We start from the raw sequence: 12,505 nt of genomic DNA on the forward strand, positions 1-12,505 counted from the left end.
GACCGTCCGGTGTCAGGCCCGGTGGGCGTCCGGCGACCAGCCGGGCGGGCGCAGGATGCCCAGCAGTTGCCGGACGAGTTCCTCGACGACCTGGTCGAGCGTGGCGTCGACCCGGCCGGCGCTCCAGTCGTGCAGGAGGCCGTTGACGCTGCCGATGAACGCCGTGGCCGCTATCCGGTAGTCGCGGCGTGCCGCCTCACCGCGGGCCGCGGCCGCGTCGGCCTCGGCGCAGATGAAGTCGACCCAGCGGGCCCGGCGGGCGAGCCGCTGCTCCTCCAGCGCGGGGCTGACGCCGATGATCTCGACGAAAGCGATGCGGATGCGGCGCGGATCGGCGGTGACGTCGGCGGCGTAGGCCCGGAACACCGCGGCGGCACGCTCGGCGAGCGGCAGCTCCCGGGCTTCGGCGAGCGCCGCCAGCGCGGCCTCCTCGGCCCAGTCGTTGACCTGGAGGTGCAGGACGGCCAGCACGTCCTCCAGGGTGCGGAACTCTTCGTAGAACTGACGTGTGGACAGGCCCGCCGCCTCGCTGAGCGCCGCGACGGTGGCCGACCGGAAGCCCGGCGTGCCGCCGAAGACCTGCAGTGCGGCGTCCAGGAAGCGGCGACGCCGTTCGGCCTGCCGCTCCTCGGCGGACCTGCCCCCGTACCGCCCGGTCGGCTGCTTCAGCCTGCCCGCCACCGTGCCTCCTCCCGGTCGCCCCGCCTGGTCACCGTCCCCTCTCGATTTTGTCGCGTACGGAGTCTTGTGGAGAGGGCACCCCTCTCCTTACTTTCCAGTAAGTCAACTCTGAACGCAGGCGTGTTCAGATCTCACCTTGTCATGCCCTTGCCATCAGAACCTCCCGCCTACGACAAGGACCCACCATGCCCGCTCCTCGCTCACGCCGCCTCTGCACCCTCGCCAGCGCATTGGCCCTCGTTCTGTGCGGGACGGCCACCGCCACCACGGCAGCCGCTCCCCGGGACTCCTCGGCCGGGCTGCGCGAGGTGATGTTCGTCGGGAACAACTGGGACGGCACCGCCGACGTCATCGAGTCCACCGGTGACCTCGCGAAGATAGGCCGGATCGACGTCGTGCCCGACAAGGCGGCACGCCTGGCGGAGATCAACGCCGACCCGATCAAGTGGGCCTACTACCAGGGCATCCGCGCCGGCGTCGGGGAGGGGCACGACCAGCTCGTCGACGACATGTACGCCACGCCGGACGGGACGTCGATGGTCGTCTCGCGCCCGAGCTTCGCCGACGTGGTCTCGATCGACCTCGCCACCGGCAGGATCAACTGGCGGTTCCGCGTGTCGGGTTACCGCGCCGACCACATGGCGGTCTCCCCCGACGGCACCCGGGTCGCCGTCTCCGCCTCGACCGCGAACACCGTGCACGTCCTGGACATCGTCACCGGCAAGCAGCTGGGGTCCTTCGCCACCGGCGACAAGCCGCACGAGAACGTCTTCAGCCGCGACGGCAGGTACCTCTGGAACATGTCCATCGGCGAGGTCAACACCGCGCTGGACGAACCGTGGCTGGACTGGACGAAGGGCGACCGCCGCATCACCGTCGTCGACGCGGGCACCTTCAAGCAGGTCAAGGTGATCGACATGCGGCAGCGCCTCGACGCCGCCGGGTTGAGGGACTACTCCGACGCGGTCCGGCCCGCCGTCTTCAGCCCCGACGAGTCCACGCTGTACTTCCAGGTGTCGTTCTTCAACGGCTTCCTGGAGTACGACGTCACGAGCGACCGGATCACCCGGGTGAAGACCCTCCCGAAGAACCCCGCCACCAGCGGCGACCGCACCACCTGGGTCAACGACTCCCGCCACCACGGCCTCTCGACGAGCCCCGACGGCACCAAGCTGTGCGTCGCCGGGACGATGGACGACTACGCGACCGTCGTCGACCGGGCGACCCTGCAGGAGGGCCCGCTCGTCACCGCCTCCAAGCCGTACTGGGCGACGGTCAGCGGCGACGGCCGGTCCTGCGTCGTCTCGGAGAGCGGAGCCGACCGGGTCACGTCGATCGACTTCACCACCGGCCGCCGGACGGCGTCCGTGGCGGTCGGCGACCATCCCCAGCGGGTGCGCCTGGCCCGGGTGCCGGCGAACTGGACCGGGCCGTCCGCTGGTTGACCCTCTCGGCCACCCAGGACGCCAGCTCCGACCGGGCCGCGTCCAGCAGGGCGGCGGACGGCGCCGCCGCGCCGTCCGTGACGAGGGCGTAGTGCACGGTTCCCGGACCGGGCGCGGTGAGCAGGAGCCGGCGGGCTCCCGTGCCGCCCGGCTCGGGAGCCGCGGCGACGGGCGTCGTCCGCGTGTAGGCGGGCGGCGCGGTCGTCGTCCCGACGTCGGAGACCACCGTGGTGGCGGACGCCGGGAACGACGCCGGCAGGTGCAGTTCCGTCGGGGCGTCCGTGCCGTCGGAACGCCAGACGAGCAGGCCGTACCGGCCCTGGCCGACCAGCTGCGCGACCTTCGGCAGCGAGCCGGGGACGGGATTCCAGGTCAGGGTGGCCGTGCCGTCCCGGGAGCGGTCCTCGTAGGTGAAGGCGACCGTCGTGCCGGCGGTGGCGCTCGGGTAGAGACGGTCCAGCAGGCGGCCGTCCTGGCGCAGGACGGCTCGGCCCGTGCCGTCGAGCGCCACGGCGGAGAGGTCCTCGTCGTTCCAGGCGTCGCCGGAGGTGAGGACCTTGTCGGGATTGCCGTTCATCGGCTCGTGGTGACGTCCGCTGTAGAGGTCCCACTGCCACTGCGTACCGGACAGGACCGGGCCCGAGGCGGCCGGGTCGGACCACCATGCGGCCCCCGGCCGGCGGGAGTCGAGTGCCTGGTACATGGCCTTGAGGACCGTCGGAGCCTTGTCGGCGACGGGGCCGGACAACGGGTGGCCGAACTCGCTGACGACCGCCGCCGTGCCGGCGGCCGCGGCCCGGTCGCGCACCGCCCCGAAGTCCGCCGCGTACCGACCGTCGCGGGCCTTGCCCCACATGAAGACGCCGGAGATCGCCTTCTGGTCGTAGAAATGGGTGTTGAGGACGTACCGCGGACCGAGTCGGCCGGCGTCCAGCAGCCCGCCCTCCTGCCGCTGGAAGTCGAGATTGGCGTTCCAGAAGAGCTGCGGCTCGACGAAGGCGGGCTTGGCCTGCCAGCCCGCCGCGTCCATCCGGGCCCGGAATCTCTCGTAGAAGGGCCAGAGCACGTCACGCTCCCAGGCGCGGCTGGTCTGCCCCGGGTCGTAGCTGCCCGCGTACGGCTCGTTGAACGGGTCGAAGCCGACGACGCCCGCGAACTGCGCCGCGGTCAGGTGCTGCCGGATGTGCGTCATCGTGCTCTGCGCCGTGACGAGGAAGGCGTCCTGCACGCCGTTCGCGTTGTGCCAGAAGTCGTACGAGGCCTCCTGGACGGCCCGGTTCTGGGTGATGTTCTGGCCCCAGAAGAGGCAGATGCCGCAGGACTCGTCGGGGTAGTCGCCGGCGTCCACGGCCCAGCGGGGCGCGCCGTCGCCGCTGTACCAGCTGTCCTCGTCGAAGAGATGGCGGGAGTACAGGTCCTGGTGGAAGTCGGGGAACACCCGGATCCCCGCGTCGAGGAAGGCCCGCAACTGGTCGGTGACGGCCCCGAGATACGCCGGGTCCACCCGGCCGCGCACGGGCTCGGCGTGTGCCCAGGAGAGCAGCAGGCGGACCGCGTTGCCGCCGCCCAGGGCACGCAGGGCCACCGCGGACTTCCGGGCGTCGGCGACCGAGGCGAAGGGCAGTCCGCCGTTCTCCTCGAGCTTGGTCTCACCGGAGACGTTGTAGCCGCGCAGCACCACCTCGCGGCCCAGCCCGTCGGTGAAACGGCCGTGGTCGACGGTGAGGACGGCCGCCGCGGGTTCGTCGAACCACAGGGAGCCGGGCAGGCTCCGCGCCGCGGCGGGCCGCACGCCCGCCGCCATGAGGAGGCCGGTGAGGAGGACGAGGACGCCGAGCAGAGATGCGCGTGACTTCGCCATGCCCACAACAGTCGGGGCGGACCCGAGGCACGTCAACACCCCTGACCCATCGGTAAGGTTCTCGTGTCACCATCGGGCCGGCGGCCCGCCCTCCCCTCAACTCACCGTCCGGCGCGTCACGTTGAGCAGATACGCCTTGCGGTCGAGCGGGTTGTGATCCGTGCGCGGACGCTCCGGGACGGCTCCCCCGGCGAGCGGCGCGTAGTGGTCGAACGCCGCCTCCAGTTCGCCCTCGCCCCGGGTCGCCCCGGGCAGTTGCAGCTCCAGTTCGTGCACGGCGGCGGCCGGGACCCGGCCCCGCAGCACGCTCGTCGATCCGTGCGTCCCGGTCGACTCCGGCACGGCCCGCAGCTTCGCCAGGAGGGCGAGTACCGCCGCCAGCGTGTCCGCCGGCGTCTCCAGGCGGAAGCGGTGCATGGGCTCGTACACCTGGGAGCCGGCCCGCCGCAGCGCGCTCATCAGAACCAGCGGGGTCAGTCCCCGGAAGTCCGCCCCCGTGCTCGACATGCTCTTGTCGAAGCCCTGGTGCGCGTGGCTCTGACGCGGCGAGTAGCCCGAGTGCGTCATCGTCACCGTGCAGTCGGGGACCTCCCAGCCGTGGACCCCCTGGCGCAGGGTCTCCCGCACGGTGTCCTCCACCGCTTTGAAGAAGGCGTACGGCATCGAGCCGAGTTCGACCCCGATCCGGAACGCGACACCGGAACCGGCCGGGGCCGGATCGACGCGCAGTCCGACGGTCGCCAGGAACGGGTTCGGCGCCTTGCCGTTGAACTCGACCGCCGCCCCGCTTCCCACGGGCCGCTCGACACAGATGGTGGTCGTCTCCCGGAACCCGACGTCGAGCCCGAACTCGTCGGCCAGCGTCGCCTGGACCACCTCCTTCTGCACCTCCCCGTACAGCGAGACCGAGGTCTCCTGGCGCAGCTCGTCGTGGCGCAGGCCGATCAGCGGGTCCTGCTCGGCCAGCCGGGTGAGCGCCAGGTGCAGGGCGCCCTTGTCGCCGGGCCGGCGGGGGACGACGACCGTCTCCAGGGTCGGCGGGGCGAAATGGTGGTCCGCCCCCGACTTCGGTGACTGGCCGAACCTGTCCCCGATCCGCACGTCCGCCAGCCCCCAGAGCTTGCCGATGCGTCCCGCCCCGACGCTCTGGCCGCGGACCGCCGCGCCCTGTTCGAACACGCTGATCGCGGTGACCTTGCCCGCCGCGCCGTCCCCGTAGGACAGCAGGTCACGGGTGTGCAGGGTGCCCGAGAACATCCGCGCGTACGCGATCTTCTCGCCGGCGGGGCCGCGCTCGACCTTGAAGACCGTGCCGTCGACCGGGTCGTCGGCGGCACCCCCGGCGCCGGGCAGCAGCTCCCTGATCCCGGCGATCAGCTCCGGAACGCCGGCCCCCGTGATGGCCGAGCCGAAGTACACGGGGTGCACCAGGGCCTGCCCCGTCTGGCGCACGAGGGAGGCGCGGAGCCGGTCGTCCGGCACGCCGCCCTCGAGGTACGCGGCCAGCAGTGCGTCGTCGTGTCCGGCGAGCAGGTCGAGCAGCGGGGCCCGCAGCCGTGGCGCCGGGAGCGGGGTGACGTACGCGTCCCGGGTTCCGGCGGCGCCGACCTCGCCCATGGGGACGATCGCGGGGGTGAGCCGGGCGGCGATGCCCTCCAGCAGCGGCCCGTACCGGGCTCCACCGCGGTCGATCTTGTTGACGAAGACGAGCGTCGGGATCCGCAGCCGCTGCAGGGTCCGCATCAGCACGCGGGTCTGCGCCTGGACGCCCTCCACCGCCGAGACGACCAGGACGGCCCCGTCGAGCACGCTCAGCACCCGCTCGACCTCGGCGATGAAGTCCGGGTGGCCGGGGGTGTCGATGAGGTTGACGGTGAGGTCGTCGACCGCGAACGACACGACGGCGGACTTGATCGTGATGCCGCGCTGCCGTTCCAGGGCGAGGGAGTCGGTGAGGGTGCTGCCGTCGTCGACGCTGCCGATCTCGTCGATGACCCCGACGGCGTGCAGCAGCCGCTCGGTCAGGCTGGTCTTACCGGCGTCTACGTGCGCGAGGATTCCCAGATTCAGGGTGGGCACAGAGCGTCATGTCCTTAGAAGAGGTGATCATTCCTTCGCGGGGGGACATGAACGCTTCGCGCATGGGTGCTCCTGGAGTCCTGACGACCGGTCCCCCACAGTGCAGCAGGCGGCGGGGGGTGGGGGCAACGGAATTAGGGAGCCCGAGGTGTCCGCTCCGGGCGCGGGTGATCCGCCGCCCCCGGGGTACCCGCACCGGCGCACGGATGTGACGGGTGATGCCGACGGTCGCGGACGGAGAGGCGGCCCGCCGAGCCCCCGGAGCGGCTCGGTGTCCCCCGGCCCCACCACCCGTCCGGCGACACGCCACGCGGACTCCGGCGCGCCGAGCGCGCGGGATCCCGCTACACGCGCCGGCGCGGCGACCGGCCGACCCGGGAGGCTGACCATGAACGACCACACCCCGTCACAGGCCGAGGGCGAGCCCGGCACGGGCACGGACACGCCGTCCGCCGACTCCTCCCACGGCACCCACGACACCGGGCACACGGACCCGGGCCTCACCACGCCCTCGCAGGCCGAGGGCGAGCGTGACGAGGAGGGCGACGCGGAGACCGGAGCCCCTTGAGCGGGACTCCGGCGGGCCGGAGAGGAGCGGGAGATGCGTGACATCCTCCCGGCGCTGAGCCGTTGGTACACGCAGGGAACACCCTTCGGCCTGGCCACGGTGGTCGGCGTCAGCCGCAGCGCGCCGCGCGACCCGGGCGCCGCGATGGCGGTGGGTCCCGGCGACGAGGTGGTGGGCAGCGTGTCCGGCGGCTGCGTGGAGGGCGCGGTCTTCGAGCTGGCGCAGGAGGTCGCGGCGAGCGGCGAGGCGCGCCTGGAGACGTTCGGCTACAGCGACGAGGACGCCTTCGCCGTCGGGCTGACCTGCGGCGGGGAGATCACGGTGCTGGTGCGCCGCGTCTGCCCCGCCGAGGACCCCGGCTTCGGGGCGGTCGCCGAGTCGGTGGCGGCGGGCCGGCCGGTGACCGTCGCCACGGTCACCGACGGGCCGGTGCGCCGGGGTGCCTCGCTCGCCGTGTGGCCGGACGCGGAGCACGGGCCGGACGGCGGGATCCGGGGCACGCTGGGTTCGGCGGGCCTGGACGTCGCCGTCACCGCCGACGCCCGGGGCGAACTGGCCCAGGGAACCTCGGAGCTGCGTCACTACGGGCCGCACGGGGAGCGCCGCGAGGACGCCGTGAGTGTCTTCCTGCACTCCTTCGCGCCGCCGCCGCGCATGCTCGTCTTCGGCGCCATCGACTACGCGGCCGCGGTCGCCCGCATCGGCCGCTTCCTCGGCTACCGCGTCACGGTGTGCGACGCCCGTCCGGTGTTCGCCACACCCGCGCGCTTCCCGAGCGGCGTGGAGGTCGTCGTCGCCTGGCCGCACCGGTACCTGAGCGGGACACCGACCGACGAGCGCACGGTGATCTGCGTGCTCACCCACGACCCGAAGTTCGACGTACCGCTGCTGCAGGAAGCGCTGCGCCGCCCGGCCGCGTACATCGGCGCGATGGGCAGCCGCCGTACCCACGACGACCGGACGGCCCGGTTGCGGGAGGCCGGCCTCGGCGAGGCCGAGCTGGCCCGGCTGCGCTCACCGGTGGGGCTCGACCTCGGGGCCCGTACGCCGGAGGAGGTGGCCGTTTCGGTGGCCGCCGAGATCGTCGCGCTGCGGTGGGGTGGCAGCGGCAGGCCGCTCACGGCGACCGCGGGCGCGATCCACCCGGCCGGACCGGGGCCCCACTGAGCGCCGGCACCGCTCGCGCCGCCGTCTTTTCGGACGCGCGGACGCCGGGGCGCCCGGCCCGATGGCCGAGGGCTTCGGCTGAAGGTACGGGTGGCCCGGTGGCGGAGGGCTTCGGCGGCCGCGGCCGCCCCTCGGCGGGCTCGCCCGCCGATCACCGACAGGACCGCGGGGCACCCCGGCCCGGTGCCGGACGCCTCCGCATCGAGGGACGGGCACCGGGACCGGTGGCGGACGCCCTCACACCGAGGGACGGGCACCCCCGCCCGGTGGCGGACGCCTCCGCATCGAGGGACGCGCAGCCGGCCGAGTGGTGCTCGCGTCAGGCGGAGTCCGCCGGTCCCGGCTCGTCGGCCAGGAAGTGGACCACGGCCAGCGCCAGGAGGAGGACGAGCGCGATGCCCACGACGACCCAGGCGGTGGGGTAGCTCCACAGGACGAACACCACGGCGGCCACCGCGACGAGCAGCCAGGTGACCGTCGTCCGGTGCCGGCGGAGCCAGGGGCCGACCGGACCGGTGCGCATTCCCGTGCGGTCCGCCGCGGCGCGCGTGGCGGCGATGCCCGAGAGCCACGCCCCGCGGACGCGCCCGGCGTGCGGGCCGGGGCCGCTCAGCCAGGCCGCCACGGCGATCAGCACGCCCAGGACCACCACGGTGCGCACGGTTCCCCTCAGGAAACGCGTCATCGTGTCGTACACGGATCCGGCGGCCGGCTGCGAGACGCCGGAGGGCAGGGCGTCCAGGTAGAAGTCCCGGAAGACCGTCAGGACGACACCGAGCAGCGCCGTGGCGAGCGCGGCGCCCAGCGCTCCCGCGACCAGCGCACGGTGCCTGCGCGCGGACAGTAGGACCCCCGCCGCGATGAGCAGGACGGCGAGAACCGGAAGCCAGTTGCCGACGATCTGGAGCAGCCGGAAACCGGACTTGACCTTGTCGAGGTTCTCGGCCTCGACCACCGTGAAGTCGGTGTGGATCTCGGGGATCCGCCCGGCGACGGTCATTCCGTCGTCCACGAGCCGCTGCTTGACGCGGTCGATGACGGGGGCGAGGTCGAGGGTGACCTTGTCGCCCTCGAGCTTCACGGCACCGCCGCCGCTTCCGGTGAGCGCCTTGTCGACGGCGCTGTGGATGTCCCGGTTGGCGGCCTTCCAGAAGGTCGCGAAGGCGTCGGAGGCGACGATCGCCCGCGCCTTGTCGTGGACGAACCCGCGGACCGCGTTGTCCAGTGCGCCGCCCAGCTTCCCGAGCGCCTTCTCCAGGCGGGGCCGGTCGGCGGGTGCCACGTCCGCGAGCAGCGCGTCGATGTCGATCTTGTCCATGACGGCGTTCGTCACCCGGTTCGCCACGGCGTTCTGGACGTCCGGATCGGAGGCGAGCGGCGCGACCGTGGCCACGTACCGGTCGGTGTCTCCCACCTCTTCGGAGGCCCACGAGGCGACGACGCTGAGCGGGGCCAGGACGCAGCCGACGACGATGAGCAGGGCGGCGAGAAAGGAACGCGCCCGGTGCCGGGGCGCACGCGCCTCCCGGTCGACCTCCAGTGCGGCCACCCGCGCCCGCAGCCTGGCCAGCTCGGCCGACGCGGCGTCGGGGGCCGGAGCCTCGCTGTCCGACATGGTTCTCCCTGGGCTGGTCCGGGCGAACGAACGGTGCCAGCAGACCCCGGGCCCGGGGCCGCGGCGAGCCGGGCGGGTCCGTACGGGTGAAGCCGCGCGCGAGGCGTGCCGCGGGGCACGCGGCGGTGGCGCGACGGCCGTTCACTGGACGGACGACCGACCGGAACGAGCGATGGAGGCGGCATGGCTGGTCACTGGACGCGGGGCCTGACGGCGGCGGTACTGACGGCGCTCGTCGCCGGCGGCGCGGCCGGTTGTTCGGACGACGGGGGCAGCCCCTCGGACGCCGTGAGCAAGGCGGCCTCGATCGGCGCCGAGGCGACGGCGAAGGCGTCGTCCCTCGCCTCGGAGGCGTCCGAGGCCCTGGCGTCCGCGACCGCCGAGGCGGGCCGGAAGCTGGACGACATCAAGGGCGGTGTCGACGTGAAGAACGACGTGCAGCTCGGCGACCCCGGGACGGACGGCGAGGGGCGTACGACGGTCGCGGTGACGGCCGACAACACCGCGGACTCCCAGAAGTCCTTCGCCGTGCAGGTCAACTTCAAGGACCCGGACGGGAACCCGCTGGACACCGTCGTGGTGACGGTGGCCGACGTGCCGGCCGGCAGGAGCGGGGACGCCACCGCCCGCAGTACCCACAAGCTCTCCGGGGAGGTGCGGACCGAGGTCGGCACGGCCGTGCGCTACTGAGCCCGCGGGGCCCGGCGCTTCAGGTCGTCAGCAGCTTCGTCTTGGCCCGCTGGAACTCCTCCTCGGTGAGGGCTCCCTTGTCCCGGAGCTCCGCGAGCCGGGCGAGTTCGTCCACCGAGCCGCCGCTCCCGTCGGCCGCGGCGGCTTGACGGACGTACGACTTGAAGGCCGCCTCTCGGTCCTGGGCCTCCTGGACGTCGCGCTTGCTCATCGACTTGCCCCGGACGATCACGTAGATCAGGACACCGAGGTAGGGGAGCAGCAGCGTCGGGATCAGCCATCCGGCCTTCGCCCAGCCGCTGAGGTCATGGCTGCGGAAGATGTCCGTGATGACCTTGAACAGCAGGAACAGCCACATGATCCAGAGGAAGAACCAGAACATGGTCCAGAAGACGTTGAGGAGGGGGTAGTCGTCCATCTTCGATACCGCCGATCCCTGGGCCGCCGGCCCGAATGGCCGGACGCCCTACATTGTTATCACCACAAAACGGGCAACGCTCGTTGTGGCCTCCGGCGACCGGCGGTGCGGTGGACACGGGAACCGGCGCGCCCCGGGGCCGGCCGGACCGGCCCGACGGGCGGTCACGGGCCGGCCCCGGGAGCGGCGGTCAGCGCCCGCGGGCCGCTCCGCGCTGCCGGTTCACCGGACGCGACGGCGCCGGGTAGGAAGCCTCTTCCTCCTCGTCCAGCGGGGGCAGTTCGACGGTGTAGCACGGCTGGAGGAACAGACCGTGGTGCTGCGGCGCAGCCGGTGATCCTGCCGGAGTCTCCGCGGGAGAGGCGGAGTCGTGCTGAGGCGAGGCGGGCATCCAAAACCATCCGGAGTCGAGGGTCGCACGGATCGAAGACGGGGCTGTCGAACAGGCCGTTCGGAATCTGTCCGTCTCGCGTGCGGCTGCCCATTAGATCCTATCGGCGGCGCCACGACGACAGGGCGCGATGCCCGAGGCGTTTCCGATGGGTGCGCGGACGGACCGCGGGGCCGCCGAACGGCCCCGACGCGGCCTTCCGCGAATGCCGCCGGACCGGGCCCGGGTGCCCGGCCGGGTCCGGTCCGGGCCGCTCCCGCGGGTCACTTGAGGGCGCTGCCGGCCTGCCATCGGCTCCAGTCGACATTCCAGTCCCCGTAGCCGTTGTTGAGGGGAACGGTGTCCTTGGAGTTGAGGACGGTGACCGGGTCGCCGTAGTGGACGTGCCGGAAGAACCACTCGGCGTCCTCGGTGCTCATGCCGATGCAGCCGTGACTGCCGTTCACCCGGCCGAACTTGCCCTCGTTCCACGGCGCCGCGTGGGCGTAGGTGCCCGAAATGGTCAGCTGCACGTCCCACTTGACCTTGCCGAGGTCGTAGGCCTCGCGGCCGAATATGCCCACGGTGGAGGAGTCCATCCGGATGGACGGGACCTTGCTCAGCACCACCATCGTGCCGTCCCAGGTCTCGAATCCCTTCTTCCCGGTGGACACGGGCAGGGACCGCAGTTTCTCGCCGTTCTCGGTGACCGTCATGCGCTTCTTCGCCACGTCGACCGTGCTGACGACCGACTTGCCGACGGTGAAGCCGATCTTCCGGGTCTGGGTGCCGTAGAGCCCTCCCCCGGCGCCGACCCCGTCGAGGTTCATCCGCAGGGTGACCTCGGTGCCCGGCTTCCAGTACGTCCGGGGGCGGTAGTCGATCCGGTCCTTGCCATTGCGGTCCTTCATCCAGCTCCACGCGCCTGCCGCGGCGGGGGACGAGGTGACCCGGAGGCGGCGCTCCACGGCGGCCTTGTCGCGGATCGGCTTGTTGAAGACGATCGACACGGGCAGCGCGGTCCCGACGGTGGACCCCTGCTCGACGTTGTACTCACCGACGAAGGTCCGCGCCTTCGGGGGCTCGGCGGTGGTGAAGGTGCGGTGCTCGGTCAGTTTCCGGCCGTCGGACGCCTTTCCCCTCACCTCGACGGTGTAGGTCACGCCGGGCGCCAACCGGGCACGCGACGTCCAGGAGTTCCTGTCCTCGGAGTAGGAACCGTCGAGGGCGCCGGGGCCGGGGGCGCGCACCTTCACGGACGTGAGCGTTCCGCTGCCCGCGCGCACGGTCACCTTCCGGGTCACCGGCACGGACGAGGCGTCGGCGGCGGGGGCGATGCGGAGGCGGTCCGCAGCCGCACCCGGCTTGCCGTCGTCGTCGCCCGGCGACCCGCTGCACGCGGCGAGGACCATGGACCCCGCGGTCGCCAACGCCGCCGCGCACATGGCCGTTCGATGCCGGGTCGGCCTTCCGGCGGGCCTTCGCTGTGCGGGTGCTTGGTCCATGACCACCTCCATCGGCAGTGCCGGCGGGCGGACGCGCGGCCGGCCCGCCGTCGTACGGTTCCGGCTCGCCCACCGCCTACCCCTCGATCGCCCGTTCAGAGCTGCC

10 protein-coding genes are annotated in these 12,505 nt (G+C 72.7%); 4 read left to right on the forward strand and 6 right to left on the reverse strand.

Annotated elements, in window-relative coordinates:
- Positions 1 to 12 precede the first annotated feature (12 nt).
- Positions 13 to 681 carry a TetR/AcrR family transcriptional regulator gene (locus tag ACZ4NT_RS20265; RefSeq protein ID WP_121409423.1) on the reverse strand — a complete coding sequence of 223 codons (669 nt, stop codon included), beginning with the start codon at positions 679 to 681 and terminating at the stop codon, positions 13 to 15.
- A gap of 185 nt (positions 682 to 866) precedes the next feature.
- Here ACZ4NT_RS20265 and ACZ4NT_RS20270 point away from each other — a divergent pair, with 185 nt between their 5' ends.
- A complete protein-coding gene (locus tag ACZ4NT_RS20270; protein ID WP_467726693.1) occupies positions 867 to 2,126 on the forward strand; it encodes a YncE family protein in 1,260 nt (419 codons plus the stop codon).
- Here ACZ4NT_RS20270 and ACZ4NT_RS20275 read toward each other — a convergent pair.
- Together ACZ4NT_RS20275 and ACZ4NT_RS20280 are read right to left on the reverse strand one after the other, a co-directional pair.
- The gene (locus tag ACZ4NT_RS20275) at positions 2,023 to 3,987 is read right to left on the reverse strand and encodes a cellulase family glycosylhydrolase (protein ID WP_467726695.1); all 1,965 of its coding nucleotides are present in this window, start codon (positions 3,985 to 3,987) and stop codon (positions 2,023 to 2,025) included. The two genes, ACZ4NT_RS20270 and ACZ4NT_RS20275, sit on opposite strands and share 104 nt — an antisense overlap.
- A gap of 96 nt (positions 3,988 to 4,083) precedes the next feature.
- Positions 4,084 to 6,066 (reverse strand): GTP-binding protein, encoded by a 1,983-nt coding sequence (locus tag ACZ4NT_RS20280; RefSeq protein ID WP_467726697.1) that lies wholly within the window; start codon positions 6,064 to 6,066, stop codon positions 4,084 to 4,086.
- Positions 6,067 to 6,454: 388 nt separating this feature from the next.
- Here ACZ4NT_RS20280 and ACZ4NT_RS20285 point away from each other — a divergent pair, with 388 nt between their 5' ends.
- Together ACZ4NT_RS20285 and ACZ4NT_RS20290 are read left to right on the forward strand one after the other, a co-directional pair.
- On the forward strand, positions 6,455 to 6,634 hold the full coding sequence (locus ACZ4NT_RS20285) for a hypothetical protein (RefSeq protein WP_121409427.1): 180 nt from the start codon (positions 6,455 to 6,457) through the stop codon (positions 6,632 to 6,634).
- A gap of 33 nt (positions 6,635 to 6,667) precedes the next feature.
- The gene (locus ACZ4NT_RS20290; protein ID WP_121409428.1) at positions 6,668 to 7,801 is read left to right on the forward strand and encodes an XdhC/CoxI family protein; all 1,134 of its coding nucleotides are present in this window, start codon (positions 6,668 to 6,670) and stop codon (positions 7,799 to 7,801) included.
- Positions 7,802 to 8,120: 319 nt separating this feature from the next.
- On the opposite strand, the gene ACZ4NT_RS20295 is transcribed toward ACZ4NT_RS20290, so the two are convergent.
- Complete coding sequence (locus tag ACZ4NT_RS20295) at positions 8,121 to 9,416, reverse strand: hypothetical protein (protein ID WP_467726700.1); 1,296 nt, start codon at positions 9,414 to 9,416, stop codon at positions 8,121 to 8,123.
- 183 nt (positions 9,417 to 9,599) lie between these two features.
- Between ACZ4NT_RS20295 and ACZ4NT_RS20300 the strand changes: the two genes are divergently transcribed.
- Positions 9,600 to 10,106, forward strand: coding sequence for a hypothetical protein (locus ACZ4NT_RS20300; protein WP_121409430.1), 507 nt, complete (start codon positions 9,600 to 9,602; stop codon positions 10,104 to 10,106).
- 19 nt (positions 10,107 to 10,125) lie between these two features.
- Here the strand turns inward: ACZ4NT_RS20300 and ACZ4NT_RS20305 are convergent, their stop codons facing one another.
- Together ACZ4NT_RS20305 and ACZ4NT_RS20310 are read right to left on the reverse strand one after the other, a co-directional pair.
- Positions 10,126 to 10,524 carry an SHOCT domain-containing protein gene (locus ACZ4NT_RS20305; RefSeq protein WP_121409431.1) on the reverse strand — a complete coding sequence of 133 codons (399 nt, stop codon included), beginning with the start codon at positions 10,522 to 10,524 and terminating at the stop codon, positions 10,126 to 10,128.
- A gap of 654 nt (positions 10,525 to 11,178) precedes the next feature.
- The gene (locus ACZ4NT_RS20310) at positions 11,179 to 12,399 is read right to left on the reverse strand and encodes a L,D-transpeptidase (protein ID WP_467726703.1); all 1,221 of its coding nucleotides are present in this window, start codon (positions 12,397 to 12,399) and stop codon (positions 11,179 to 11,181) included.
- Between the last annotated feature and the right edge of the window lie 106 nt (positions 12,400 to 12,505).

It is taken from the genome of Streptomyces sp. NPDC026417 (assembly GCF_055567695.1).